This is a genomic window from Caballeronia sp. AZ7_KS35 (assembly GCF_023631045.1).
GTDB classification, from domain to species: Bacteria; Pseudomonadota; Gammaproteobacteria; order Burkholderiales; family Burkholderiaceae; genus Caballeronia; species Caballeronia zhejiangensis.
Map to the genome: position 1 here is coordinate 37,672 of NZ_JALQDV010000004.1, position 26,451 is coordinate 64,122.

21 protein-coding genes and 3 pseudogenes are annotated in these 26,451 nt (G+C 60.1%); 22 read left to right on the forward strand and 2 right to left on the reverse strand.

What is annotated here, in order from left to right; genetic code table 11:
• The first annotated feature begins 1 nt into the window (after position 1).
• The 11 genes and pseudogenes from NCT05_RS08525 to NCT05_RS08575 all read left to right on the forward strand — a co-directional run bounded on the left by NCT05_RS08525 (position 2) and on the right by NCT05_RS08575 (position 11,812).
• Positions 2-1,630, forward strand: coding sequence for an ABC transporter substrate-binding protein (locus NCT05_RS08525; protein ID WP_250502076.1), 1,629 nt, complete (start codon positions 2-4; stop codon positions 1,628-1,630).
• Between the two features lie 80 nt (positions 1,631-1,710).
• On the forward strand, positions 1,711-2,655 hold the full coding sequence (locus NCT05_RS08530; RefSeq protein ID WP_250502077.1) for an ABC transporter permease: 945 nt from the start codon (positions 1,711-1,713) through the stop codon (positions 2,653-2,655).
• 46 nt (positions 2,656-2,701) lie between these two features.
• Positions 2,702-3,571, forward strand: coding sequence for an ABC transporter permease (locus NCT05_RS08535; RefSeq protein WP_250502078.1), 870 nt, complete (start codon positions 2,702-2,704; stop codon positions 3,569-3,571).
• Positions 3,564-5,237 carry an ABC transporter ATP-binding protein gene (locus tag NCT05_RS08540; RefSeq protein ID WP_250502079.1) on the forward strand — a complete coding sequence of 558 codons (1,674 nt, stop codon included), beginning with the start codon at positions 3,564-3,566 and terminating at the stop codon, positions 5,235-5,237. Before NCT05_RS08535 ends, NCT05_RS08540 begins: the two co-directional genes overlap by 8 nt.
• Positions 5,238-5,270: 33 nt before the next feature.
• Positions 5,271-7,331 carry an NADH:flavin oxidoreductase gene (locus NCT05_RS08545; protein ID WP_250502080.1) on the forward strand — a complete coding sequence of 687 codons (2,061 nt, stop codon included), beginning with the start codon at positions 5,271-5,273 and terminating at the stop codon, positions 7,329-7,331.
• A gap of 26 nt (positions 7,332-7,357) precedes the next feature.
• Entirely contained in the window at positions 7,358-8,752 is a 1,395-nt protein-coding gene (locus tag NCT05_RS08550; protein ID WP_250502081.1) for an ethanolamine ammonia-lyase subunit EutB, read from the forward strand.
• Entirely contained in the window at positions 8,749-9,564 is an 816-nt protein-coding gene (eutC, locus tag NCT05_RS08555; RefSeq protein ID WP_250502082.1) for an ethanolamine ammonia-lyase subunit EutC, read from the forward strand. The genes NCT05_RS08550 and eutC overlap by 4 nt, the downstream gene beginning before the upstream one ends.
• A gap of 30 nt (positions 9,565-9,594) precedes the next feature.
• A pseudogene (locus tag NCT05_RS08560) lies at positions 9,595-10,338 on the forward strand (electron transfer flavoprotein subunit beta/FixA family protein).
• 2 nt (positions 10,339-10,340) lie between these two features.
• Positions 10,341-10,551, forward strand: a pseudogene (locus NCT05_RS08565) (adenine nucleotide alpha hydrolase family protein); the annotation flags it as partial.
• 65 nt (positions 10,552-10,616) lie between these two features.
• A pseudogene (locus NCT05_RS08570) lies at positions 10,617-10,932 on the forward strand (transposase); the annotation flags it as partial.
• A gap of 220 nt (positions 10,933-11,152) precedes the next feature.
• On the forward strand, positions 11,153-11,812 hold the full coding sequence (locus NCT05_RS08575) for a GntR family transcriptional regulator (protein ID WP_250502083.1): 660 nt from the start codon (positions 11,153-11,155) through the stop codon (positions 11,810-11,812).
• Between the two features lie 51 nt (positions 11,813-11,863).
• On the opposite strand, the gene NCT05_RS08580 is transcribed toward NCT05_RS08575, so the two are convergent.
• Entirely contained in the window at positions 11,864-12,184 is a 321-nt protein-coding gene (locus NCT05_RS08580; RefSeq protein ID WP_250502084.1) for a hypothetical protein, read from the reverse strand.
• Positions 12,185-12,524: 340 nt separating this feature from the next.
• On the opposite strand from NCT05_RS08580, the gene NCT05_RS08585 reads away from it, so the two are divergent.
• The 10 genes from NCT05_RS08585 to NCT05_RS37190 all read left to right on the forward strand — a co-directional run bounded on the left by NCT05_RS08585 (position 12,525) and on the right by NCT05_RS37190 (position 23,970).
• A complete protein-coding gene (locus NCT05_RS08585) occupies positions 12,525-13,232 on the forward strand; it encodes a GntR family transcriptional regulator (protein WP_284507498.1) in 708 nt (235 codons plus the stop codon).
• 86 nt (positions 13,233-13,318) lie between these two features.
• Positions 13,319-14,113 (forward strand): phytanoyl-CoA dioxygenase family protein, encoded by a 795-nt coding sequence (locus tag NCT05_RS08590; protein ID WP_250502086.1) that lies wholly within the window; start codon positions 13,319-13,321, stop codon positions 14,111-14,113.
• Positions 14,114-14,226: 113 nt separating this feature from the next.
• A complete protein-coding gene (locus NCT05_RS08595; protein WP_250502087.1) occupies positions 14,227-15,024 on the forward strand; it encodes an SDR family NAD(P)-dependent oxidoreductase in 798 nt (265 codons plus the stop codon).
• 40 nt (positions 15,025-15,064) lie between these two features.
• On the forward strand, positions 15,065-16,075 hold the full coding sequence (locus tag NCT05_RS08600) for a TRAP transporter substrate-binding protein (protein ID WP_250502088.1): 1,011 nt from the start codon (positions 15,065-15,067) through the stop codon (positions 16,073-16,075).
• 160 nt (positions 16,076-16,235) lie between these two features.
• On the forward strand, positions 16,236-18,083 hold the full coding sequence (locus tag NCT05_RS08605) for a TRAP transporter large permease (RefSeq protein WP_250502089.1): 1,848 nt from the start codon (positions 16,236-16,238) through the stop codon (positions 18,081-18,083).
• Positions 18,084-18,231: 148 nt separating this feature from the next.
• Complete coding sequence (locus NCT05_RS08610) at positions 18,232-19,398, forward strand: acetyl-CoA acetyltransferase (RefSeq protein WP_250502090.1); 1,167 nt, start codon at positions 18,232-18,234, stop codon at positions 19,396-19,398.
• Positions 19,399-19,420: 22 nt separating this feature from the next.
• Entirely contained in the window at positions 19,421-21,025 is a 1,605-nt protein-coding gene (locus NCT05_RS08615) for an acyl-CoA synthetase (RefSeq protein ID WP_284507499.1), read from the forward strand.
• Entirely contained in the window at positions 21,025-21,582 is a 558-nt protein-coding gene (locus tag NCT05_RS08620) for a gamma carbonic anhydrase family protein (protein WP_250502092.1), read from the forward strand. The genes NCT05_RS08615 and NCT05_RS08620 overlap by 1 nt, the downstream gene beginning before the upstream one ends.
• A 173-nt stretch (positions 21,583-21,755) precedes the next feature.
• The gene (gene dld / locus NCT05_RS08625) at positions 21,756-23,501 is read left to right on the forward strand and encodes a D-lactate dehydrogenase (RefSeq protein WP_250502093.1); all 1,746 of its coding nucleotides are present in this window, start codon (positions 21,756-21,758) and stop codon (positions 23,499-23,501) included.
• A 292-nt stretch (positions 23,502-23,793) separates the two neighbouring features.
• On the forward strand, positions 23,794-23,970 hold the full coding sequence (locus NCT05_RS37190; protein WP_502801779.1) for an HVO_A0114 family putative DNA-binding protein: 177 nt from the start codon (positions 23,794-23,796) through the stop codon (positions 23,968-23,970).
• A gap of 388 nt (positions 23,971-24,358) precedes the next feature.
• Here NCT05_RS37190 and NCT05_RS08630 read toward each other — a convergent pair whose 3' ends face one another.
• Positions 24,359-25,165, reverse strand: a complete 807-nt coding sequence (locus NCT05_RS08630; protein WP_250502094.1) for an aldolase/citrate lyase family protein — start codon at positions 25,163-25,165, stop codon at positions 24,359-24,361.
• Positions 25,166-25,359: 194 nt separating this feature from the next.
• Here NCT05_RS08630 and NCT05_RS08635 point away from each other — a divergent pair, with 194 nt between their 5' ends.
• Positions 25,360-26,265, forward strand: coding sequence for an IclR family transcriptional regulator (locus NCT05_RS08635; RefSeq protein WP_250502095.1), 906 nt, complete (start codon positions 25,360-25,362; stop codon positions 26,263-26,265).
• The last annotated feature ends 186 nt before the right edge of the window (positions 26,266-26,451 follow it).

The following is a 26,451-nucleotide window of genomic DNA, read 5'->3' on the forward strand; positions in this document are numbered from 1 at the left end:
GATGGCGAAGCAGTCCGCAAAAAACCTGGTCCAACTCGATTCGTTCGATGCCGTCCATCTCGAGGATGCGCTGAACGCCGGCGTCAGCCGACGTACGCTCCTTAAATGGCTTTCCGGCATGGGCATCGGCGCCGTCGCGGGCCTGCCGATGATCGACGCGGCCGCGACTTCCGCGGGCGCGAACGCGGTGCCGGTCAACGGCGGCTCCGTGAAGATCGCCAGTGCGGAAACGTCTACGACCGACACGCTCGATCCCGCGCGCGGCTCGAATTCGACCGACTATGCGCGTCACTACATGTTCTACAACGGGCTCACCACGCTCGACGAACATCTTGCCGCGAAGATGACGCTCGCGGAATCGTTCGACACGACCGACGGGCAGAACTGGACTGTCAAGCTGCGCAAGGGCATCACGTTCCACGACGGCTCGCCGTTCACGTCGGCGGACGTGGTTTATTCGCTCACGCGCCACAAGGACGGCGCGGTCGGCTCCAAGGTCAAGGCGCTCGCCATGCAGATGAACACGATCGAAGCCGACGGCGCAAACGGCGTCAGGATCGTGCTGGCGTCGCCGAACGACGACTTGCCGGTCATGCTCGCCGTGTCGCACTTTCTCATCGTCAAGAACGGCGCTAGAGACTTTACGAAGGCGAACGGCACCGGTCCGTTCCGCTGCGAGTCGTTCTCGCCGGGAACGTCGTCGGTCGCTGTGCGCAACGAGAAATACTGGAAGCCGGGGCTGCCGCATCTGGACCGCATCGAGCTGATCGGCATCGTCGATGAAACCGCGCGCGTGAACGCGCTGATCTCGGGGGAGGTCGACATGATCGGCGCGATTTCGCCGACCTCCGCGCGCCAGCTTTCGCGCGTACCGGACGTCGTCATGATGGAGACGAAAGCCGGCAGCTACACGGATATCGTGATGCGCGTCGATCAGACGCCGGGCAATCAGGCCGATTTCGCGCTCGCCACCAAGTACATGCTGAACCGCGAGCAGATCAGCAAGACCGTCTATCAGGGCTATGCGGTCGTCGCCAACGATCATCCCATCTCGCCGTCGAATCCGTACTTCAATTCGAGTCTGCCGCAGCGGCCCTACGATCCGGACAAGGCGCGCTTTCACCTCAAGAAGGCCGGCCTGAGCAGTCCGGGCGTGGAAGTGGTGGTATCGCCGGCGGCGGCGAATTCCGCCGAGATCGCCGAGTTGTGGCAGCAGACCGCCAAGGCGGTCGGCCTCAATCTCTCGCTGCGCCGCGTGCCGGGCGACGGCTACTGGTCGAATCAGTGGATGAAGCATCCCATCACGTTCGGCGCGACCAATGCGCGTCCCACGGCGGATCTGGTCCTGTCGCTCTACTTCCAGTCGGATTCGCCGTGGAACGAGAGCGGCTGGAAGAAGCCGGATTTCGACAAGATGCTGGTGGCCGCGCGCGGCGAGCGCGATCAGTCCAAGCGCATCCAGCTTTACTGGGACATGCAGCAGATGATCTCGAATGAAGGCGGCATCGGCATTCCGGTGTTCCGCTCGGCGCTGGATGCGTTTTCCACCAAGGTCAAGGGCATGAAGCCGATTCCGCTCGGCAACTTCATGGGCTACATGTTCCCCGAGAACATCTGGCTGCAGGCCTGACCCCGGGTCCGTTTCGACACTGCGTCAAACCCGTTTCGAACCGCATCGCGCGATGCTGTTCGAGGAGAAAGTGTGCTGGCATGATCAACCTGATCGCGAAGCGGATCGGCGCTTCAGTGGTGCTGTTGTTGCTGGTGTCGGTTGCCGTGTTCGCGGCCACCGAGATACTTCCCGGCGATGTCGCGCAGACCGTGCTCGGGCAAAGCGCGACACCCGAGGCCGTGGCCGCGCTGCGCGCGTCCATGCACCTGGACCAGCCGGCGGCCACCCGCTATTTCATCTGGCTGGGCGCACTGATGCACGGCGATCTCGGCAACTCGCTCGTCAACAGTCTGCCGGTCGCGCAGCTGATCGGCGAGCGGCTGCCGAACTCGCTGATGCTCGCAGGCATCGCAGCATTGTTCTGCGCGCCGCTGGGCTTGTCGCTGGGCATCGCGTCCGCGATACGCGAGCATTCTGGGTTCGACCGCGCCGTGAACATGTTCACGCTGTCCGTGATCTCGGTGCCCGAGTTTCTGGTCGGCGCGCTCGCGGTGCTGGTGTTCGCTGTGCATTTGCGATGGCTGCCCACTCTGAGCCTTTCGCCCGATCTGCACACGCTGCGCAACGCGTTCCGGTCCTTCACCTTGCCGGTGCTCGGGCTGAGCGGAATCGTCATCGCGCAGATGCTGCGGATGACGCGCGCGGCGCTGCTCGACATCCTGCATCGGCCGTATATCGATCAGGCGCGTCTCAAGGGCGTCGGTCCCGCGGCGCTGGTCCTGCGTCATGCGCTGCCCAACGCCATCGGACCGATCGCCAGCGCGATGGTGCTGAGCCTGTCGCACCTGCTGGGCGGCACGATCATCATCGAGACGGTCTTCAACTATCCCGGGCTTGCGCGTCTGCTGGTGGATGCTGTTTCGACGCGCGACATGCCGCTGGTGCAGAGCTGCGCGATGTTGTTCTGCGTGGCCTACCTGTTCCTCGTCTGCATTGCCGATGTGCTCGGCATCGCGGCGAATCCGAGATTGCGGCTCCGATGATCGCGCTGAATCAACTCCACGACGAAACCGCATGCCGGTGACTCCGATGTCGAAAATCCTCAGCTTCCGCACGGCGAAGTCCCTCTCCCCGGGCGCGCCGAAACCTCGCGGCGCGCGCTCGGCCGTCACGGTGGCGGCAGGCATCGTGCTGCTCTTCTGGCTCGTGATGGCGCTGATCGGCCCGTGGGTGGTCCCGCACGATCCCGCCGCCGTGCTCGATGGCGCGCCATATGGCGGCATGAGCGCAGCCACGCTGTTCGGCACCGACGTGCTCGGCCGCGACGTATTCAGCCGGGTGATGGCGGGCACGCAAGTCACAGTCGGCGTCGCGCTGGCGGCGACCTGCGTGGCCGTGCTGCTCGGCGGCGCGCTCGGCATGTTCGCGGCGGTGCTGGGCGGCGCGGTCGATATTGTTCTGAGCCGTTTCTTCGATGCCGTGGTCTCGCTGCCGGTGCTGCTGATCGGGCTAATCAGCGTCGCGGCGCTGGGTTCGTCGGTGCCGGTGCTGATCGGCACGGCGGGCTTCATCTACATGCCGGGGTCGTATCGCATCTGGCGCTCGCTGGCCGCGGATGTCCACGCGACCGATTTCATCCGGGCGGCGCGCGGGCGCGGAGAAGGCCTCCTGTATCTGGTGTTCCGCGAGATTCTGCCGAACATCGCTCGTCCCGCCGCCGCCGATTTCGGCTTGCGCTTCGTGTTCGTGGTGCTGCTCATCAGCAGTCTCGGCTTTCTCGGGCTGGGCATTCAGCCGCCGCAAGCGGACTGGGGATCGCTCGTGAAGGAAAACATGAGCGGGCTGATGTTCGGCGCGCCCGCCGTGATCTGGCCTGCGCTCGCGCTCGCGACGCTGACCATCGCAGTCAACATGCTGGTCGACGGCTGGAAGCGCAAGGGAGCAGAGCATCATGAATAAGACCGTTTCCGCACGCGCGCAGCATGACGCGCCGTTCGTGAAAATCCGCGATCTGCGCGTGACCGGGCGCGGACAGGACGGCAAGGTCTCGACGATCCTGCACGGTATCGACCTCGATATCGCCCAGGGCGAAGTGCTGGCGCTGATCGGCGAATCGGGTTCGGGTAAGACGACCATCGCCTTGTCGATGATCGGGCAACGGCGCCGCGGCACCCGCATCGAGGCGCAGGAGATCGTGATCGGCGAGCACCGCATCCAGGCGATGCAGACCGCCGAGCTGCGCCGCCTTTACGGACGCGACGTCGCCTACGTGCCGCAGAGCGCCGCCGCATCGTTTAATCCGGCGCTGCCGATCATGCGGCAGGTCGTCGAAAGCGCGCTGCTGCATCGCCTCATGACGCGCGAGCAAGCCGAGCGGCGCGCCGTGCAGTTGTTCCGCGAGATGATGCTGCCGGAGCCCGAGAAGATCGGCGAGCGCTATCCGCATCAGGTGTCGGGCGGTCAGCTGCAGCGCCTCCTCGCGGCGATGGCGCTCGTCACGTCGCCGCGTCTGGTGATCTTCGACGAACCGACCACCGCGCTCGACGTGACCACGCAGGTGGAAGTGCTGCGCGCGTTCAAGAAGGTGGTGAAGGATCACGGCGTGACGGCGCTGTACGTGTCGCACGATCTCGCGGTCGTCGCACAGATGGCCGATCGCATCGTGGTGTTGAAGAACGGCGCGATCGTGGAATCGGCGGGCACGGAGGAAATCATCCACGCGCCGCAGCATCCCTATACGCAATCGCTGATCGCGGCCGCGGAACCGGCCGTGCGCCAGCGCGAAAGCAGGAGCGCGACGCCGCTGCTGCAAATCAACGGTCTGAACGCGGGCTACGGCAGAACGAAGGCTGATGGTCAGCCGGCGGTGCCGGTGCTGCAGGGGCTTTCGCTGTCGATCGCGCGTGGGGCGACCTATGGCGTGATCGGCGAATCCGGGAGCGGCAAGAGCACGCTGGCCTCGGTCATCGCGGGCTATCTGGCGCCCGCGTCGGGAACCGTGCGCTTCGACGGCGAAGTGCTGCCGGGCATGATCGCCAAGCGCACCAAGGCGCAGCTGCGCCGCATTCAATACGTCTATCAGAATGCCGATACGGCGCTCAATCCGTCGCGCACGGTGCGCGAAATCATCGGCCGGCCGCTGCGGTTCTACGACGGCTTGCGCGGCGGCGAACAGGATCAGCGGGTGGCGGACATTCTCGACATGGTGCGTCTCCCGGCATCGCTCGCGGATCGTTATTGCGCGGAGATTTCCGGGGGGCAGAAGCAGCGCGTGAACCTCGCACGCGCTTTGGCGGCAGGGCCGGAACTCGTGCTGTGCGATGAAATCACCTCGGCGCTGGATACGGTCGTCGCCAGCGCCATTCTCGATCTGCTGGGGGAGCTGCAGCGCGAAAAAGGCCTCTCCTACATGTTCGTGAGTCACGACCTGCGCACGGTCGGCTCCTTCTGCGACGACATTCTCGTTCTCCACAAGGGCCGGGCCGTCGAGGAAACCGCGAGCGCGGACCTGCACGTCGGCGCGCATCACGCCTACACGGAGCTGCTGCTGTCGTCCGTTCCGACGCTCGACACTGGCTGGCTCGAACGACATGCATCGACGCGGCAAGGCGCGGTGCAACCCTAAGCGATACCGATTGACCTCTCAGAAAAGAAAGTCATGAACAGCCCCTATCCGCATATTCCGGTGGTGCCCGCTTCGGCCGCGAAAGACCCGCTCCTGCAGCCGCTGACGATCCGCCATTTCACGTTCAGAAACCGCATTCTGAGCACGAGTCACGCCACGGCGATGGACGAAGGCGGCATGCCCAAAGAGCGCTATCAGCGCTATACCGAAGAAAAGGCGCGCGGCGGCGCGGCGCTGGTGATGTTCGGCGGTTCGTCGATGGTTTCGAGCGACACCAGCTGGGGCGGCGGACAAGTCGATATCTCCGACGACCGCATCATTCCTTATCTGCAGCAGTTCTCGACCCGCATCCACGCGCAGGGCGCGGCGCTGATGATGCAGATTTCCCACCTCGGCAGGCGCGGGGACTCGATGTCGTCGAACTGGCTGCCCACGCTCGCGCCGTCGCGGATCCGCGAGACGCGGCATCGCAATTTCCCCCGGGAAATGGATCTGCACGACATCAGGCGGATCGTGCGCGAATACGGCGAGGCCGTGGCGCGGGCGCGCGAAGGCGGCCTCGACGGCGTGGAGACGCTGACCAGCGGCCATCTGATGGGCCAGTTTCTTTCGCCCGCGACCAACCTTCGTACCGATTCCTTTGGCGGATCGCTGGAAAACCGAATGCGCTTCTGTCTGATGGTGCATGAGGAATTGCGCAAGCAGGCGGGCGACGACTTCATCATCGGCCTGCGCATGACGATCGATGAGGAAACCGACGGCTGGCTGTCCTTCGAAGAAGGTCTCAGGATCGCGCAGACCTTCGAGCGCGAGGGCACCATCGATTTCGTCAATGCGATTTACGGCCGCGCCGACAAGGAAATCATTCTGGCCGAGTCGAACATGCCGTACATGTCGGTTCACAGCGCGCCTTATCTCGATCTGGTCGGCGAATTCAAGCGCGGGCTCAAGCTGCCGGTGTTCCATGCTGCGAAGATTCAGGACGTCGCCACGGCGCGCCACGCGCTGCGCGAAGGCCTCGTCGATATGGTCGGCATGACGCGCGCGCAGATCGCCGACCCCTATCTGGTGGAGAAAATCGTCAAGGGCGAGGAGGATCGCATTCGTCCCTGCGTCGGCGCATCGTATTGCATGTACAAGAAGGGGTCGTGCATCCACAATCCGGCCAGCGGTCGCGAGGAGATCCTCCCGCAGACCATCGCGCGCGCAGCGAAGCCCGGTCGCCGCGTGGTGGTGGTCGGCGGCGGTCCCGCTGGGCTGGAAGCGGCCCGTGTCGCGGCCGAGCGCGGTCACCACGTGAGCCTGCTCGAAGCGGCGGACTCGCTGGGCGGCCAGATTCTGCTCGCCGCGCGCACCGTGTGGCGCAAGGAGTTGCTCTCGATCGTGGACTGGCGCATCGCGGAGCTGCAGCGGCTCGAAGTCGACGTGCGGCTCGGCGTCTATGCGGACGAAGCCGATGTCCTCGCCCTGTCGCCGGACTGCGTGATCGTCGCGACGGGCGGCATGCCCGATCTCACGTGGATCGAAGGCCATGAACTCTGCACGAGCACGTGGGACGTGCTGGCCAATCCGAAGGCCGCGGAGCAGGACGTGATCGTCTATGACGCCATCGGCCAGCAGCACGCGCCCACCACCGCGCTGCAACTGCATGCGCAGGGCAGCCGGCTCAAGTTCTTCACGCTCGACGACAAGCTCGCCGTGGAAATGCCGTATTCCGAGCGCGCGGTCATCCGCAAGAAGTTCGTCCAGGCCCGCATTCCGGTCGAGATCGATCAGGTGCTGGTCTTGGTTCGGCGCGATGGCGCGGAACTGGTCGCACGCTTCGAGCACGAGCTTACGGGCGAGTTCTCCGAGCACCGTGCCGCTCAGGTGGTGGTCGAGTACGGAACCATTCCGAACTCCGACGTGTTCGATGCACTGCGCGCGCAATCCGTGAACGACGGCGTAACCGACAACACGCGTCTGCTCGCCGCACTGCCGCAAGTCGACGACCGCGGGCAGGGCTTCGAGCTGCATCGTATCGGCGACGCCGTCACGAGCCGCAATATCCACGCCGCGATTTACGACGCTTTGCGCCTGTGCGCCGCGCTCTGATCTGACTGCCTGAGGAAACATCGAGCATGCCGTTCAGCGAGCGTATCGGGGTTCAGCGTTATCGCTTTCCCGGCTTGAAGACGCTACTCGCGAAGGCGAGTCCGTCGAGATCGGGCGATCAGCTCGCCGGGCTCGCGGCCGCCAGCGAGCAGGAACGCGTGGCCGCGAAGATCGCGCTCGCGAACGTGCCGCTTCGCGCGTTTCTGGACGAAGCCGTCATTCCGTACGAAGCGGACGAAGTCACGCGTCTCATCGTCGATTCGCATGATCCGCTGGCGTTTCAGCCGGTTTCGTCGCTGACGGTGGGCGAGTTCCGCGAATGGATCCTGTCGGAACACACTTCCACCGCGGACCTCGAACGCGCGAGCGCCGGACTCACTCCGGAAATGGTCGCCGGCGTATCGAAGCTGATGCGCAATCAGGACCTTATCGCGGGCGCGCGCAAGCGGCCGGTCGTCACGCGATTCCGGAACACCATGGGCTTGCCCGGGCATCTGGGCGTGCGGCTCCAGCCGAATCATCCGACCGACGATGTCAAAGGCATCGCCGCGTCGATGCTCGACGGTCTGATGTACGGCTGCGGCGATGCGTTGATCGGCATCAACCCCGCGACCGACAGCCTCGAAGCCATCACCACGCTGCTGCGCATGATCGACGACTTCCGCGAACGCTTCGCGGTGCCTTCCCAATCGTGCGTGCTGACCCATGTGACCAACACGATCACCGCGATCGAGCACGGCTCGCCCGTCGATCTGGTGTTTCAGTCGATCGCGGGCACCGAGAAGGCCAATGCGGGGTTCGGCATATCGCTTTCCTTGTTGCAGGAAGCGCACGAGGCCGCGTTGTCGCTCAAACGCAGCACGGTCGGCCAGAACGTCATGTACTTCGAAACCGGACAGGGCAGCGCCTTGTCGGCGAACGCGCATCACGATGTCGACCAGCAAACGTGCGAAGTGCGCGCCTATGCCGTCGCCCGCAAATTTGCGCCGTTTCTCGTGAATACGGTGGTGGGCTTCATCGGCCCGGAATATCTTTACGATGGCAAGCAGATCATCCGCGCGGGCCTCGAAGATCATTTCTGCGGGAAGTTGCTGGGCGTGCCGATGGGTTGCGACGTCTGCTACACCAATCACGCGGAAGCCGATCAGGACGACATGGACACGCTGCTGACGCTTCTTGGCGTGGCGGGCATCAACTTCGTCATCGGCGTGCCGGGTGCCGACGATGTCATGCTGAACTATCAGAGCACATCCTTTCACGATGCCTTGTACGCGCGTGAAGTGCTCGGACTGCGTCGCGCGCCCGAGTTCGAGGAATGGCTCGAAGCCGTCGACGTGACCGACATGAGCGGGCGGCTGCGCGGCGCGCGAACCAGCCTGCCCTTGCTCGACGGTACTCGCGAATGGATGGCGCTTTCATGAAGGACAGGCTCACAGTCGATCCGTGGCAGACGTTGCGGCAGTTCACGGGGGCGCGGATCGCGCTCGGCCGTTCCGGCGCGAGCCTGCCGACTGCGCCGTTGATGGCGTTCAACCTGGCTCATGCGCAAGCGCGCGATGCCGTGCATCATCCGTTCGATGTCGATGCAGTTGATCAGCGACTGCGCGAGGCCGGATACGAAACCTTGAAAGTGGAAAGTGCGGCGCCGGATCGGGGTCACTATCTTCGACGTCCGGACCTGGGTCGTCGTCTGAGCGAAGAAAGCCGCGCGCGGTTGAACCAATGGCAGATGCAGCATCGCAACGCATGCGATGTGCTGTTCGTCGTAGCGGACGGTCTCTCGGCATTTGCCGCGCAGAAGCAGGCGATCCCTTTGCTGAGCGCCGTCGTGCCGAAGCTCGGCGATCTGACAGTCGGGCCGCTGGTGATCGCGTCGCAGGCGCGGGTGGCGCTGGCCGACGAAGTCGGCGAGCTGCTTGGCGCACGCATTGTCGTGATGCTGATCGGCGAGCGGCCGGGCCTGAGTTCGCCCGACAGCCTCGGCATTTACCTCACTTATGAACCACGAGTCGGGCGCAGCGACGCCGAACGGAACTGCATCTCCAACGTGCGTCCCGAAGGCCTACCTCATGGCGCGGCGGCGTTCAAGCTTCACTATCTTCTGACACACGCCTTCCGACTCGGTGTGACCGGCGTGCATCTCAAGGACGGTAGCGCTGCGATCGCGGAGGAAGAGCCGACGGCGTTGCATGGGCCGGATATCGCCGACCAGGCATCGATCGATCGGCGTTAGCCATACAACAACTCATCAACTGTTTCGCTCATGTTCAAACTTCTGGTGCCAGTCAAGCGCGTGGTCGACTACAACATGAAAGTCCGCGTGAAATCGGACCAAACCGGCGTCGAACTCGCCAATGTCAAGATGTCGATGAACCCGTTCGATGAAATCGCCGTGGAAGAGGCGGTGCGTCTGAAGGAGTGGCCACCGAGGTGATCGTTGTGTCGTGCGGCATGATGCAATGTCAGGAAACGCTGCGCACGGCGCTGGCAATCGGTGCGGATCGTGCGGTGCTGGTGGAGACGACGGAAGAACTGCAGCCTCTGGCGGTCGCGAAGTTTTGAAAGCGCTGGTCGATCAGGAGAAGCCCGAGTTGATCATCCTCGGCAAGCAGGCCATTGACGAGGATTCAAATCAGACCGGGCAGATGCTCGCGGCGCTCGCGGGTTTGTCGCAGGCGACGTTTGCATCGAAGGTCTGATCGCGGATGGCAAAGTCACGGTATCGCGTGAACTCGATGGCGGCGCGGAAACGCTGTCGCTGAAGCTGCCGGCTGTTGTCACGACCGATCTGCGCCCGAACGAGCCGCGCTACGTGACGCTGCCGAACATCATGAAGGCGAAGAAGAAGCCGCTGACGACGGCGAAGCCTGCCGATGTCGGCGTGGATGTCGCGCCGCGCCTAAAGACGCTGAAGGTCGTCGAGCCGCCCAAGCGCAGCGCAGGCATCACGGTGCCGGACGTGAAGACGCTGGTCGAAAAACTGAAAACCGAAGCGAAGGGGATCTGAACATGACGATTCTCGTAATTGCAGAACACGACAATGCGTCGATCAAGGCGGCGACGTTGAATACGGTGGCAGCGGCATCGACGATCGAAGGCGACGTGCATGTGCTGGTCGCAGGATCGAACGCGCAAGGCGCGGCCGATGCGGCAGCCAAGATCGTAGATATTGCCAAAGTATTTGCTGGCCGATGCGCTCCAACTCGCCGAGGGCCTCGCGTATGACCATACCTCGATTTCACGTACAGCAGAAATTTGCCAATTTCTCTTTGTACGGAGGTTCTAATGTCAGAGAAGCTAGTGCCAAAGTGGCGGTACACGGACGAGTTCAAAGTCGAGGCCATAAGGCTGCCGAATCAGTCGGGCAGCACGAAGCCGTGCGTAAGCTTGGAGTGTCCGTGGCAACCTTGGGCAATTGGGGTCGACGCAGTCGCAATGCTAAAAGTGTCGGCGAAGTCGACGGTCACGAAGAGTAGCGCACGCGATCGACGCGCCCGATCAACGAACTGGAGGCGGAGAACAGCCGACTTCGGAGAGAACTCGCCAGTGCGAGACTCGATATCGAGATCCCTCGAAAAGCGACGGCGTACTTCGTATAGGGGCGCGGTGAAGTCGAACTCCATTTTTGCGCCGCACTATAATAGGGCTCACCCTGATAAACCTTTGCTTTCAATCTCCGAACGCTCGACCAAATTCTCGGGATTTAAGCGTTGTAACAGTGCAATCGGCCGCTTCCTGAATTCCAGGTGGTTCGCGAACGGGTATGTTGACCTCAGAATATGGAACTAGAGATTGCTCGCGATGCGGTAGAAGATAGTCCGTTGTTCATCAACCTAGTCTTCGACAAACTTCTGACGGACATCGCTCTTTGCGAACTTGCGCCCGGCGAACGGATTCGTCAGTCCGCATTGGCCTCTAGGCTTCAGGTCTCGCGGCAACCCATCAGCCACGCGCTGCAGTTGCTGAAGCACGAGGGGCTACTGCAGGACTCAGGTCGACAGGGGCTCGAAGTCACGCCTATCCGTGCGGACTATATGCGCCTCTTGTACCAGGCTCGACGGCCTCTCGAATCGACGGCCGCTGGTCTGGCCGCACAACGTGTCGCCGACAATCGCGCGTTGGACGAGGAGCGAGCATTTCTCGCGCGCATGCTGGAAGAGGGCCGGCAGAAGATAAGCAACCATGCGTCCGCGCCAGAGGCTGCGTGGGCCGACTATCAGTTCCACGTTGCGATATATCGGTTGTCTGGAAACCAGGTCATCGAACAGATGATGAACGGCCGGTGGGCGCATATCATGCGCGCAATAATCGCCTCTAACAGCGTCGGCACACTCGCGTTGGAATGGGAGGAGCATGCAGCCATCGCCCAAACCATACTGCGAGGCTCCGTGCTCGACGCATCTGAACTAGCGGCGCGCCACGTCCAGCGCGCAGGAGCCAACCTCTACGCGCGCCTCAGCGCCGAGTCTCCGGAAGCATGAGGCAAAGGTAGCCTGATGCGCGGCTGCGGCCTCACGACATCACAGCGAGCCTCATCTCCCTGACCAGGCGCTCGTCGTTACGTGATAAGCCTTCATGAGCACCCCAGCCACTTCAGGCGCCGCCGGGGCGACCAAGTTCGCTTTGGTCCGAAGCGAATGTTCCAGTAAGCCTTTGCCCAGTGCGGTTTCGCCGACGTTGTTTCCAACGCGCTCCAGTGCCTCGCTGATGACATCATGGATGCTCTGCGTGTCCGGATATCCTGCTGAGCGACTCGCGAGCTCCATCAGAGATTGAATGCAGGAATCCACGACTTCGGTGCAGTTAGCTGCCGTCATAGTCAAATCCAGGTCCTTGAAGTGAAAGGCGTCCATCTCCTCGGGTTGCAAGTGCGCCGGCGTATGCTGACGATCGCCGTTGCGAAGCGAATTGGTATTCCGGAATCTGGTCCGAAGAATCGGTGGTCGGCATCGAACGAATTCTGAATTCCGTTTTCGGTAATTTGAGCTCGTTAGCACCTCCGTCAACGTGCCGTTTGAGCGCGTTTACCCTTATTTAATCTCTGTGGAAGAGCAACACTGTCCCTGAGAAAAACATAGAAAAATGTTTTTTCATCTTTAAATCATAGACTTATTATGACATCGACCTTCGCATTCGGGAAGTCCCTACGCCGAAACCGTTGACAACCAAATCCTGCATACCTAATCTTTAATCATGGAATTCGGAATTCAAACCTCCCTCGTCGCGGATAGTCCGCTGCTTACGAACCAAGTGTTCGAGCGGCTCATGGCTTCTATCGCCTTGGGAGAGCTGAAGCCGGGCCAGCGGATCCGCCAGGCCGAACTCGCGAGCGAGTTGAACGTCTCTCGACAGCCAATCAGCCAAGCGTTGCAGCTGTTGAAGCATGAGGGTCTTGTTCGTGACTCGGGACGTCAGGGGTTGGAGGTGACGCCAATCGACCCTGAGTACATGAAGCAGATGTACCAAGCGCGCAAGGCACTGGAAGTGACTGCGGTCGGCTTGGCAGCACAACGTGTTGCGGACCGTATCGTCACGCCAGAAGAAGTTGCAGCGCTAAGGACCGCGTTGGTGCATGGGCAGCAGACGTACAAGAACGATGACCCGCTTCCCATGCTGATTCGCGCTGACCTGCAATTCCACCGAGCGATTTATCGTCTTTCAGGGAACTGCATCATTGAGCAGATGATGAATACCAGATGGGCTCATCTCATGCGCTCGATGCTCATCGTGCTCGACGAGCCAAAGACGCCGGGGCGTGCATGGGAAGAGCATGAGGAAATGACTGAATACGTGCTTTCGGGCAATGTGCTCGAGGGCACCGATTTGGCGGCCCGGCACATGCAGCGGGCGAGCAACGACATGTACCGAAGATTGACGGAAGTCATCGTTAGCGCTGACTGAATTAGCGTGTACCCAGCGGCAACTGACCATCCCAAACACGTCGGGATGTGGGGCCGCTTTTTCTGTAGAAATATGGAGACTTAGAAATGCAACTCACAAAAGAACAACTCGCCGAGTTCGACGAGCTTGGTTACATCTTTCTCCCGGAATGCTTTCCGGCCGACCAGGTGGAAGCACTTCGTGCTGCGGCGAGCGACGTATTTACGCAGCAACGTCCGGAAGTCTGGCGTGAAAAGGACGGTACGCCTCGTATGGCGTTCGCGTGTCAGGAATACAACGACGCGTGCAAAATCCTGTCCACCGACGAGCGCCTCGTCAACCCGGTGGAGCAGTTGTTCGCTGAGCGCTGCTACCTCCATCAGTTCAAAATCAACTACAAGGCTGCGTTCACTGGCGACGTCTGGCAATGGCACCAGGATTTCCCGACCTGGCACAAGGACGACGGCATGCCCGAGCCGCGTGCGATGAATATCGCCATCTTCCTCGACGATGTGATGCCCATCAACGGGCCGCTGATGGTCGTGCCGCGCAGCCACAAGTCCGGAGCACTCGAATCCTCGCACGATGTAAAGACGACTTCGTATCCGCTCTGGACGCTCGACAACGAGACGGTCTCGGAACTCGTCGAGAAGAATGGCATTGCCACGCCGACGGGTAAGAAGGGCGGAGTCTTGATGTTCCATGCAAACATCGTTCACGGATCGTCCGGCAACATCACCCCGTATTCCCGTCGCATTGTCTATCTGACGCTCTCGGCCGTTTCGAACGCTCTCGTGAAGCCCACGCGTCCCGAGTTCGTTGCGCACCGTGACTTCACGCCGGTTGCAACGACGCCGGCGTCCGCCTTCGAACAGTTCGTCGAAAAAGCGGTCACCGCCTAAGCGGTCTCGGAATTTCCGCGTTACCCAAGGGTTAATGATTAGTAATACAAATTGGCAAGTGCTATCTCGGCGGTCCATGTCGTGGACCGTCGCAACGTGGAGAAGGTGACGGCATGTCAGAACGGATGAAGGGAAAAGTGGTGATTGTGACCGGGGCGGGATCTTCGGGACCTGGTTGGGGGAACGGTAAAGCCGCTGCTGCTCTGTATGCCCGTGAAGGCGCAAGCGTTCTGGCTGTCGATTACCGGATCGACGCGGCGCTTGAGACCGCGGAACTGATCAAGGCTGAGGGTGGCCAGTGTGTCGCCGCGCGTGCAAACGTTGCTGACTCCAAGGATGTGCAGGAGATGGCGGCAACATGTATGAAGTATTTTGGTCGTATCGACGTGCTGCACAACAACGTCGGTATCGTAGAGGTGGGTGGCCCGGTGGAGACCGACGAAGAGTCATGGAATCGCGTCATTGCCGTCAATCAGTCGAGCGTGTTTCTGACGTGTAAGTACGTGATTCCGCACATGCTTTCAAAGGGCGCGGGTTCCATTGTGAATATCGCATCGATTGCTGCCACGCGTTGGATCGGTTTCCCGTATCTGGCGTATAGCGCGGCAAAGGCAGCCATGGTCGCGATGACACAGAACATGGCGGTCCAGTACGCACCGCAAGGAGTTCGTGCCAACTGTGTTCTCCCGGGCTTCATGAACACTCCGCTGATTCAAGAGCCGCTTAAGGAGACGTACGGCGGTAACGCGTCCGAGATGATTGATAAGCGCGACAAGCAAGTTCCGACCGGAAAGATGGGTGACGGTTGGGACACGGCCTATGCCGCGCTCTTTCTCGCGTCTGACGAAGCGAAGTACATCACCGGGACCAGTTTGGTGGTCGACGGCGGACTGACTGCTCGCTGCGCCTAAGAGAAACACCCCCCATAAAAACATATTTGGAGACTTTTCCATGGATTCCACTCGCCGTACTCTCATCAAGGCTGGCGCATCGCTGGGTTTGGTTGGCTTCGCTGGCTCGTCTGTCTTCGCGGACACTCCCACGTACACGTATAAGGTGGGCACTAATGTTCCGGTCACGCATCCTATCTACATCCGACTTAAAGAGGCATCGGAGAAGATTAAGGTGGAGACAAGCGGCAAGGTGGAAATCCGGGTGTTCCCGAATGGGCAACTCGGTGGGGACACCGAGATGCTCAGCCAGGTTCGCAGCGGCGGCATCGATTTGCTGACGCTGCCTGGCGTTGTACTTGCGAACCTCGTACCCATGGCGTCACTCAATAGCGTCGGATTCGCTTTCCCCGATTACCCTACTGTGTGGAAAGCGATGGATGGGTCACTGGGCGGCTTCATCCGCGACAAGATCAAAGCCTCCGGGCTTGTTGTGATGGATAAGGTCTGGGACAACGGATTTCGCCAAATCACGTCGAATTCGCCGATCGACAATCCGAGCCAACTCGCGAACATGCGTATTCGGGTGCCGGTGAGCCCGCTGTTGCTTTCCTTATTCAAGTCTCTCGGGGCGGCCCCCACACCTATCAATTTCAACGAGCTTTATTCCTCCTTGCAAACCCGAATCGTGGATGCGCAAGAAAATCCGCTGCCGATTGTAGCAACTGCCAAGCTGTATGAAGTTCAAAAGACTTGCTCGCAGACCTCTCACGTCTGGGACGGTTACTGGATGCTGGCAAACAGTCGGACTTGGCAGAACCTGCCTACGAACCTGAGAGATATCGTCGCGAAGAACCTTGATGCCGCCGCCGACGCGCAGCGCGCGGACAGTGAGAAGCTCGCGGTCTCGCTGGCGCAGGACCTGCAACAGAAGGGGTTGAAGTTCAACAAACCTGACCCGGCGCCTTTCCGCAAAAAACTCGCCGACGCTGGCTTCTACGCCGAATGGAAGAGCAAGTTCGGCTCTGAGGCATGGACTCACCTCGAAACCTACGCCGGAAAGCTAGGTTGACGCTGCCTTGGGACCAGGATTCTAAGCTCAGCTTGCCTGACGTGGGCAAAGTCGCAGCTTCTCATCCTTGACCAACGGTTTGGGTATTTCGTGACAGCGCATAAGGGGAATTTTCATGCGAGTCTCGCAACAAATATCGGCGACGGCCGAGACGCCTTCCATGCAGACGAAGCGCGGTGCGGTGCAAATGCTGACTTCCATTGACAAGCTGATTGGGCGCAGCGTCGAGGCTATCGCGGCGTTCTTGGTGTTGACTGAGGTTGTCTTGCTCATGTCGGGCATCGTTGCTCGATATGCCCTTCACAGTCCTTTGACCTGGTCAGATGAGCTCGCTTCACTGTTGTTCTTGTGGTTGGCAATGTTTGGCGCTGTGGTTGCACTTCGTCGCGGCGAGCACATGCGAATGTCATCTCTCGTGAACCGGATGAAGCCGAATACCGCAGCGCTCTTCGAAGCAATTGCGGTCATTGCTGCCTTGGCGTTTCTGCTGCTCATCATCGTCCCGGCGTACGACTCGGCGGAGAACGATGCAATCATGACGTTGCCGGCGACCGGAGTTTCCATGTTGTGGCGCACTGCCGCGCTGCCGGTGGGTGCTGCGCTAATGGCAGTGACCGCCGTGGTGCGACTTGCCACCACTGTCAAGCCGTCGACTGCCTTCAAGGCGTTGCTCGTCTGCATCGCGATTGGCGGCGTGCTGTTTCTCGCGAGGACCAACCTCGCAGACTTGGGCTCTCTCAACCTCCTCGTGTTCTTTGTGCTGTTGATGGGCGGTGCTGTTCTGGCCGGCGTGCCCATCGCATTCTCGTTTGGCATATCGACGCTCGCTTATCTCACGCTGACCACCTCCACACCGAGCGACATTCTCGTGGGGCGGATGGCAGAAGGGATGTCGCATCTGATTTTACTGTCCGTTCCGCTCTTCGTGTTTCTCGGCTTGCTTATCGAAATGACCGGCATGGCGCAACGCCTGGTCGCGTTCCTCGTAGCGCTGCTCGGACACACTCGCGGCGGACTTTCCTATGTCCTGATTGGGGCCATGTATCTCGTGTCGGGAATCTCGGGCTCAAAGGCTGCAGACATGGCCGCTATCGCACCCGCTCTGTTTCCCGAAATGCGCAAACAGGGCTGCAAACCCGGGGAGCTTGTGGCTTTGCTCTCTGCGTCAGGTGCCCAGACGGAGACTATTCCACCGAGCCTTGTGCTCATCACGATTGGCTCTGTTACTGGCGTGTCTATCACGGCATTGTTCACGGGCGGCATCGTACCTGCCATTGTTGTTGGCATTCTGTTGTGTGGAATGGTTTGGTACCGAAATCGCAACGCCGTCAATGCGGCGGTCGCAAAGGCCGACTCCAAGACGATTGTTCGCACCTTCATCGTCGCATTGCCCGCCATTTTCTTGCCTTTCCTGATTCGTTTCGCTGTGGTGGAGGGCATCGCGACCGCGACTGAAGTGTCCACGATTGGTATCGCTTATTCGGTGCTTGCTGGGCTGCTCATCTACCGACAGTTCAAATGGAAGCAAATTGTTCCGATGCTCGTCGACGCAGCTTCTTTGTCAGGCGCCATCCTCCTCATCATCGGAGCCGCTACTGGGATGGCATGGGCATTGACCCAGTCGGGTTTCTCCGATGCCCTTGCACAAGCGGCACAGGCGTTGCCTGGGGGCAAGTGGAGTTTCCTTGCAGCGTCCATCATCGGCTTCATCGTGCTCGGTAGCGTACTCGAAGGCATTCCTGCAATCGTGCTGTTTGGCCCGCTGCTCTTTCCTGTGGCGCAGACAGTCGGTGTGCACGAGGTCCACTACGCGATGGTGGTCATCCTCTCGATGGGCATCGGCCTGTTTATGCCGCCGTTCGGTGTCGGCTACTACTCGGCTTGCGCAGTCGGCAAGGTTAATCCGAGTGACGGTGTAGGCCCCATGTCGCGCTATGCAGTAGCACTCTTTGTGGGCGTCGTCATCATTGCTTTCGTCCCCTGGTTCTCCATCGGCTTCCTCAAGTGAGGCGAGAGCGTCGAGCGTGAAGCGCATGAAGCTGCCAGTGCGCCGAGGGGATTCGCTCGACCACGTACTTTAAGCGCCCGGGACCTATGACGGTCCGGGCTTGCGGCACGGAACTAACGTATCTACAGAAACAAAGGAGAATCAAAAAATGGAACCATCAATCATCGGCTGGAGCCATCTACAGTTCGGCAAGCTCGACGCGCTCGAACCCGAGGAGATGATAGCAGACGTCGCTGCCAAGGCGCTCGCACACGCTGGCGTCGACGCATCGCAGGTCGACTCGGTTCATATAGGCACTTTCAACGCAGGCTTTGTCTACCAAGACTTCCCGTCGGCACTCGTCTTCAATTCCATTCCAGAATTGCGCTTTGCTTCGACTGTAAGGTGCGAGAACGCGTGTGCGACAGGTTCTGCGGCAATTTACTCCGCCTTGGACGCAATCAAAGCGGGCCGCTCTCGTTACGCTTTGGTCGTTGGCGTCGAAAAGATGACCGGGTTGCCCACGAAGGAAGTTGGCGACGTTCTCCTCAAGTGCTCGTACGCTCGGGAGGAGTTAGGTGTTCCGGGCGGATTCGCGGGTCTGTTCGGCAAGATTGCCGAAGAGTACTTTTTGCGCTACGGCGACCAGTCGGATGCTCTCGCCGCCATCGCGGTGAAGAACCATCAGAACGGGCTGGCCAATCCGTATGCCCACATGCGCCGGGACTTCAGTTTCGATTTCTGTCGCAACCCGTCGGAAAAGAATCCGTTCGTCGCCGGCCCGCTCAAGCGCACCGACTGCTCGCTGGTATCGGACGGCGCCGCTGCACTTCTTATCGCAGTGGATGATGCGGCTCGCGATGCGCCGCGTGCAATCACGTTCCGAACCACCACGCAAATCAGCGACTACCTGCCTCTTTCGAAGCGAGACGTCACACACTTTGCGGGTGCCGAGAAGATTTGGAAGACAGGGTTGGCGCAGGCCGGAATGTCATTGGACGACCTTTCATTTGTCGAAACCCACGACTGCTTCACGATCGCAGAGCTGCTCGAGTACGAAGCCATGGGGCTCGCGGAGCAGGGTAAAGGCGCTCGAGTCATCCTCGACGGTGTGACGACCAAGCAGGGACGCCTACCCGTCAATCCGTCTGGTGGCCTCAAGTCAAAAGGGCACCCGGTAGGTGCAACGGGCGTGTCGCAGCACGTGATGGCTGCGATGCAACTCGCACAAGACGCGGGCGACATGCAAATCTCGAATGCGACGGTGGGCGCAGTGTTCAACATGGGCGGCGCTGCAGTCACCAACTATCTTTCCATCCTCGAACGTCGGGCCTGAGTCCGGGAAGAGGCAATCGAACATGCTTACGAAAGTTATGAACCTTGGCAACCTCCTGGCGCAGGTTGCTCGTCGCCACCCGGAAGAACCCGGCTTCATCACCCCGTCACAAACGCACACCTGGGCCCAAATCAATCACCGCGTCGACGCGGTCTGCACGGCGCTCCGCGCGCAGGGTGTGCGCAAAGGCGACAAGATTCTTATTCACTCCCGCAACAACCTGCCGCTGTTTGAGAGCGCCTATGTTGCGTTCAAGCTCGGCGCTGTATGGGTGCCGACGAACTACCGGATTGCTCCGCCCGAGGCAGCCTACTTGGCCAAGTCCAGCGGTGCCCGAGTCATGCTGTATGACGCTGGATTCGAGCGGTACGTCGATGCCGTTCGAGAAGCGTCGAACGCCCTCGAAACCGTCGTTGCGCTCGGCAAGCCTCGTAATGGAGAGCTCGCGTACGACGATTTGTTGAAGACGGACTGCCCTTGGTCTTTCGACGCGGAAGAAGTCGACCGTGACGACCCGCTTTGGTTCTTCTACACATCCGGTACGACGGGCTTTCCGAAGGCAGGCACGCTCACTCACGGCCAAATGGCCTTTGTAGTCACGAATCACCTTGCCGACCTGATGCCTGGTATCAACTATCGGTCCCGCTCCCTCGTCGTCGCCCCGTTGTCGCACGGCGCGGGCATTCACGCGATTGTGAATACGGCTCGAGGTGCCGCGAGCGTCCTTTTGGGCTCAGAGCGGCTGGACCCTGAAGAGGCTTGGTCTGTGGTCGAGAAATACAAGGTGGACAACATGTTCACTGTTCCGACCATCGTTAAGATTCTCACCGAGCACGAGTCGGTCGACCGCTACGACCACAGTTCGCTGAAATTCGTCATCTACGCAGGTGCACCGATGTACCGCGCGGACCAGCAACGTGCCCTCAAGAAACTGGGCCGCGTGCTTGTTCAGTATTACGGTTTGGGCGAAGTGACGGGAAACATCACTGTGCTTCCGCCGGATATGCACCGCGAGGATGACTCGGCCGCTGACGCACGCGTTGGCACCTGCGGCTTTCCTCGCACTGGGATGGAAATTGCGATTCTCGACGAAAGCGGAAAGCGCCTTGAGCCGTTCGAGACCGGCGAAATCTGCGTTCGCGGGCCGGCAGTGTTTATGGGATACGACAACAACCCGGACGCTAACAAGAAAGCATTCAAAGACGACTGGTTTCATACCGGTGACCTCGGTCACCTTGACCGTGATGGCTTCCTGTATGTGACCGGGCGCTCTTCGGACATGTACATCTCCGGTGGCTCCAACGTCTATCCGCGCGAAGTCGAAGAAGCGCTGTTGATGCATCCGAGTGTGCAAGAAGTTGCTGTGCTCGGCATGCCTGATGACAAATGGGGCGAAGTGGGCGTTGCCGTCATCGTTCGTCGGGGCGACGCCGCTGTCTCGGACGAAGAACTGCTGGAACACCTCGACGGTCGCTTGGCGAAGTACAAATGGCCTCGACGCATTGTCTACTGGGATGCCCTTCCCAAATCGGCCTACGGAAAAATCACAAAAAAGGATGTGCGCGCTCTTCTGTCTGCCGAAGCTGAAGGTGCCTCCGGAAAAATCGCAAGCGCGGTGGGTGCGTAGTGGCGGCTTATAGCATCGGCCAACTCTGTCCGACGATTCATCCCGATGCCTATGTCTCCCGTCACGCAATTGTGATTGGGGACGTAGAAATCGCTGAAGGAGCGTCTGTTTGGCCAGGAGTCATCATCCGCGGCGATAACGAAAAAATCGTGATCGGCCCTAACGCGAATATTCAAGATGGCGCGGTAATCCACGCTGATCCCGGCTTTCCCGTCGTGATTGGAGACTCCGTCTCGGTAGGGCATATGGCAATGCTGCATGGCTGCGAAATCGGTGCAGCGAGCCTCATTGGGATTCAGGCGGTCGTTTTAAACGGCGCAATCATCGGAACGCGGTGCCTCGTTGGGGCGTGTTCGCTTGTACCTCAGGGCAAAGCGTTTCCGGAGTCGACCCTGATTCTCGGCAGCCCCGCGAAAGCACTACGGACGCTTACCAATGACGATGCCGAGTTCATTGTTCGCAATGCCCAAGAGTACCGAGAGCGAGCACAGCGGTATCGACTCGAACTACGCTGTTTAGGTTGGAGCCTTCAGGAGAAGTCAAGTGTTGCGGTTTAACGGTAAAGAGGTCTTCTGGAACGGAACTCCAGTTGGCGACCTCAAATATCACGAACTAAGTTGCGCGGAGCGTTTTGAACTCCTCTGCGCAGTCTCCCCGCATGACCCGGTGCAGTTTGAGACGACGGCCAGCGACGATTCGACTGTCCCAACTGCGCAAGACCGGAGCTGATATGGCAGACGTACTTTCCATCTCGACGGGTCGAGGGGCCTCCGACCTCTTGCATTCGCTTCGCTCGATTGTCGGGGAACGCCATGTTTTGACCGATAAGCGCGCCACCCGCCGATTTACCAGTGGCTTTCGCTTTGGTGAAGGTTCGGCGCTTGCCGTGGTACGGCCGGGCTCTCTGACGGAGATGTGGCGCGCTTTCACGGCATGTGTGCAACAGAACGCGGTCGTCATTACACAGGCGTCGAACACCGGACTCACCGGCGGTTCAACTCCGAATGGCGACGATTACGGTCGAGAAGTGGTAGTCATCAACACGACTCGCATCCGAAAGTTGCATCTTATCCTCGGTGGCGAGCAGGTTGTCTGCCTGGCGGGGACGACCTTAGACCAGCTGGAGCGCACTCTGAAGCCGCTGGGCCGAGAACCGCATTCTGTCATCGGTTCGTCTTGCATCGGGGCGTCAGTCATTGGCGGGATTTGCAACAACTCGGGAGGCTCGCTCGTCCGTCGAGGACCCGCGTACACCGAGCTCGCTCTATACGCTCGGGTCGACGCAAATGGGCATGTTCAGCTCATTAACCATCTAGGAATTGAGCTTGGGCATACGCCTGATGAGATCCTTTCTCGCCTCGAGGCGGGCAATTTCGGCGAAAAAGATGTCTACCGTTCCGGCGCCGCTGCATCGGACCATGACTATTCCGAACACGTCCGAGACGTAGATGCACAGACTCCAGCGCGATACAACGCTGACCCGCTCCGATTGTATGAAGCCGCCGGCTCCGCAGGAAAGTTAATGGTATTCGCCGTGCGCCTCGATACCTTTCCCGCGGAGAAGGCAACGACGACGTTCTACATCGGCACGAATGACAAGGACCATCTCACGAACGTACGTCGACACCTTCTTGCCGATTGTTCGACCATTCCAATTGCTGGGGAATATCTTCACCGCGATGCGTACGACATGGCAGCGACGTATGGGAAAGATATGTTTGTTGCTATCGAACGACTCGGGACGCACAACTTGCCCACTCTGTTCGCTGCGAAAAACTGGTTCGACTCGGCCGTCGCTCGAATCGGCTTTGCGGGGGAAGGCGCGTCGGACCGCTTGCTGCAGTGGCTAAGCCGCTTGATGCCGAATCATTTGCCGCAGCGCATGCAGGACTTTCGAGCTCGCTTCGAGCATCACTTGATGGTCAAGGTTTCGGCATCTTCGGTGGAGGAGGTGCGTGATTTTCTGGCATTGTCATCCGGAAAGACTGATGCGGACTTCTTCGAATGCACGACTGCCGAGGCTGGCAAGGCATTCTTGCACCGCTTTGTGGCGGCGAGCGCCGCGGTTCGATATCGCGCGGTGCACCGACGAGAAGTTGAAGACATCGTCGCATTGGACATCGCACTGCGGCGAAACGATAGGGACTGGCTTGAAAGCCTGCCTGAGAGCATTGATAACAAGTTTGTACTCAAACTCTACTACGGGCATTTTTTATGTCACGTCTTCCATCAAGACTACATCGTTAGAAAGGGCTTGGATTGCGTTGCTATCGAACATGAGCTTTTGGCTGTCTGCGATGAACGAGGAGCCAAGTATCCAGCGGAGCACAACGTCGGACACCTATATCAGGCCGAAGAGGGTCTCGCTCAATTCTATCGAGACCTCGACCCATGCAACTGCCTGAACCCCGGAATCGGCCAAACTTCGAAGTTTGCGAACTACCGAGAACCTCGTGATGTGGAAGTCGCTGCATGATGCGGAGACTGTTGACTGGGTCTCGAATCAAAAATATTTGTGCTCTTCGAACCGCATCGCACTACCAACGCGAATGCGCGAAGTATGGCGCCATGGATTTCTGGGCGGAAGTTGAAACGATCTTGCAGGAAAGGAGTAACTAATAGACTGCAGCCGCCAAGATCCTGAAAGTTGGTATCGCCTCGCGCGAGGAATACAAGGCCCGGACCATCGCCATCGCGAAAGGCCACTAAAAGCCCGCGCCCAATGGGCCGAAAGAGTCTGGTTTCAGTCGCTCGAAACACTGGCCAAGGTGCTGTCCGAAAGCAACTGGGCATTGCTCGCGACGATCGCTGAGACAGACCCGGGCTCGCTCGACGACCTGGCGGCGAAGACCGGTCGCGCGGTGTCCAACCTCTGCGCCCCGCGTCGACTAGTCAGGCTTCGAGCTGCGCGTCTCGTTTTAGTGACACTTGCGCGAAACGCATAATGGAAATTGCGTTTCTTCTGCGTTTTCGAGAGCGTCCTTAAGCGTTACCTGTCGCTGCTAATTGACATAAATGAATTTTGCGCATTTTCGTTAGGTATCCGAGTTATCGGCAAAAGTCCACCGCACGCCCATTGATCACGATTCAGCCGGGTGGCATTCTTAATCGGCGAAACGATCGTTACTGCATGTGTGCCGCACTGGGAAGTTCGTGACGGAGACGGCCTGATCGCCCGGGCGCGGCGACGCGAATTACGGGGTAGTTGTTGGCTTGGGCGGGACATAGCCGTCCGGCCAAATCACCCGCAGGCAACCTGAGGAGTCCCCGGATGGAATGGTCCTCCACGATTTCCTTGCTCACGAACCGCGGCAGAAACGACCACCAGTCAATTCAATAGCCGCCTTTCTCGCGGGTTACCGATTGCCTGGACGGATCCTTGTACGTCGCCAGCAGTTTGGTCGCAGCGCCCGTCAGCAGACTAACGTCCGTCCCGATCGCAACAAAGGTCGCGCCAGCGGCTAGATACTCGCGCGCATAGGGTTCGTCCGGAGCCAGAACGCCTGCAGCCTTTCCGGCCTTGCGGACCACGGCGATACCGTTTCGAATCGCCTCGCGAACGGGTTCTGCGCCGCCCTTGCCGAGCAAGCCCATCGACGCGCTCAAATCCGCAGGTCCGAAAAACACCCCGTCGACGCCGTCAACCTCCGCGATGGCCGCGAGATTGCGCAACCCGAGCGTCGTTTCGACCTGAACCAGCACGCAAATTCCGTCGGTGGCTTTGTCAAGGTAGCCGGGAATGCGATTCCAGCGCGAAGCCCTGGCCAGCGCCGCACCGACCCCACGGACGCCCTGAGGCGGATAGCGCGTTGCCGCAACGGCTCCGAGCGCCTGCTCCGGAGTATCAATCATCGGCAACAACAGCGTCTGCGCGCCGATGTCCAGTAGTTGTTTGATGAGCGCAGTATCGCTTCGAACCGGGCGTACTACCGGATGCGAGTGGTAGGGCGCCATCGCCTGTAACTGAGCGAGAGAACTTCGTAGATCGTTCGGGGCATGCTCGTTGTCGATCAGGAGCCAGTCGAAGCCGGTGGACGCCACGGCCTCCGTGACGTAAGCGTCCGCGAACGCGGCCCAGAGACCGAACTGTGGAATGCCCTCAGAAAGGCCGCGCTTAAAAGTGTTCGTTGGAAGGTCCATGCTCATCCCAGGAAAGAAGACAGTGATCTGTCGTTCTCGTCGATCTCGACTTCGCGACGACAAACTGATTATCTGGTCTTCCCATCGTCTCCGACCGCCACGACTCGCCATCTCGAATGGCTCGATGCGCGAAATGTCCATCTGGCGGAAAATCCAAGCATATCCTGCCGCATGCAGACGGCCGCGGAGGTGCAATGTCGGCCTTTGTAGCGATCACGCAGCCGTCATCATCAACGGAGAACTTCAACTTGAAACGACCACCGCGACCGATGCCAGACAACAAGAAACCCGCGGGCGGAAACGACGCCAACGAGGAATCCTCCAGCGTGCGCGTGATTGGCCGCGCGTTCCATGTGCTGCGCATTTTGGCGCTGGGCGGGGAACACGGCGTCAGGCTCACCGATATCGTCACCTATTCCGGGCTAAGTCATCCGACGGTCCATCGGATTCTGCAGACCCTTATCGCCGAGGGTGTGGGCGAGCAGGACCGCGCCACCCGGCGCTATCGAGTCGGGCCCGAGATCAGTCTGCTTGGGCTCAGCCGCCCGGCGCACTTTCCAGTACGTACGGCCGCGGAGCCCTATCTCACGGCACTGGCCAACGAACTCGGCGACACGACGTTCCTCACCATCCGTGCGGGTTGGGACTCGGTCGCAATCGAGCGCAAGACAGGGTCATATCCGATCAAGGTATTGGCGATCGACGTCGGCACGCGTCGCCCGCTCGGCGTGAGTATCGCGGGCGTCATGTTGCTCGCCACACTGCCACCGGAGGAGGCCGAGCACATCTGCAAGATGAACGCGACGCGCCTGCCTCCTGGTGGTCCGTCGATGGACGTCGTTCGAGCGCGCGTCGAAGCGGCGCGTCGCAACGGTTATGCGTATTCCGAAGAGGGCGTACTGCAGGGCACCCGCGCGCTCGCGATCCCCGTATTCGATGACGATGGACAGACGATCGCGGTCGTCGCGATCGCGGCAATGTCCGAACGGCTCGCGGAGCCTGAGCTACCACGCATCGTCAAGGCAATGCGTACGAAAGCGGCGCTCATCACCAAAAGATTGTCGGAAATGCAGCGGGCGGGACGTTCTCGTTCACGTTGATCGTTTCGAACGCGCCCTCAGAATCGCCTTTCAAAAAAAAATCCACGGTACGGAAATTCATGCGGTTTCGCAGTGGCTGCGGCTCTTACGCCGTGAAATCATCAAGCCACACGAAATGACTGCGCAACGTTGGAGCGCACGAGTCGCCAGCCAGGCGAATCGTCGCGATGCAGCCGATTGCGCCGT

Bases quoted from the DNA above. Each gene is read 5' to 3' on its own strand.
- NCT05_RS08525 (WP_250502076.1), top strand. From the start codon at position 2: ATGGCGAAGCAGTCCGCAAAAAACCTGGTCCAACTCGATTCGTTCGAT.
- NCT05_RS08530 (WP_250502077.1), top strand. From the start codon at position 1,711: ATGATCAACCTGATCGCGAAGCGGATCGGCGCTTCAGTGGTGCTGTTG.
- NCT05_RS08535 (WP_250502078.1), top strand. From the start codon at position 2,702: ATGTCGAAAATCCTCAGCTTCCGCACGGCGAAGTCCCTCTCCCCGGGC.
- NCT05_RS08540 (WP_250502079.1), top strand. From the start codon at position 3,564: ATGAATAAGACCGTTTCCGCACGCGCGCAGCATGACGCGCCGTTCGTG.
- NCT05_RS08545 (WP_250502080.1), top strand. From the start codon at position 5,271: ATGAACAGCCCCTATCCGCATATTCCGGTGGTGCCCGCTTCGGCCGCG.
- NCT05_RS08550 (WP_250502081.1), top strand. From the start codon at position 7,358: ATGCCGTTCAGCGAGCGTATCGGGGTTCAGCGTTATCGCTTTCCCGGC.
- eutC (WP_250502082.1), top strand. From the start codon at position 8,749: ATGAAGGACAGGCTCACAGTCGATCCGTGGCAGACGTTGCGGCAGTTC.
- NCT05_RS08580 (WP_250502084.1), bottom strand. From the start codon at position 12,184: ATGGACGCCTTTCACTTCAAGGACCTGGATTTGACTATGACGGCAGCT.
- NCT05_RS08585 (WP_284507498.1), top strand. From the start codon at position 12,525: ATGGAATTCGGAATTCAAACCTCCCTCGTCGCGGATAGTCCGCTGCTT.
- NCT05_RS08590 (WP_250502086.1), top strand. From the start codon at position 13,319: ATGCAACTCACAAAAGAACAACTCGCCGAGTTCGACGAGCTTGGTTAC.
- NCT05_RS08595 (WP_250502087.1), top strand. From the start codon at position 14,227: ATGTCAGAACGGATGAAGGGAAAAGTGGTGATTGTGACCGGGGCGGGA.
- NCT05_RS08600 (WP_250502088.1), top strand. From the start codon at position 15,065: ATGGATTCCACTCGCCGTACTCTCATCAAGGCTGGCGCATCGCTGGGT.
- NCT05_RS08605 (WP_250502089.1), top strand. From the start codon at position 16,236: ATGCAGACGAAGCGCGGTGCGGTGCAAATGCTGACTTCCATTGACAAG.
- NCT05_RS08610 (WP_250502090.1), top strand. From the start codon at position 18,232: ATGGAACCATCAATCATCGGCTGGAGCCATCTACAGTTCGGCAAGCTC.
- NCT05_RS08615 (WP_284507499.1), top strand. From the start codon at position 19,421: ATGCTTACGAAAGTTATGAACCTTGGCAACCTCCTGGCGCAGGTTGCT.
- dld (WP_250502093.1), top strand. From the start codon at position 21,756: ATGGCAGACGTACTTTCCATCTCGACGGGTCGAGGGGCCTCCGACCTC.
- NCT05_RS08630 (WP_250502094.1), bottom strand. From the start codon at position 25,165: ATGGACCTTCCAACGAACACTTTTAAGCGCGGCCTTTCTGAGGGCATT.
- NCT05_RS08635 (WP_250502095.1), top strand. From the start codon at position 25,360: ATGTCGGCCTTTGTAGCGATCACGCAGCCGTCATCATCAACGGAGAAC.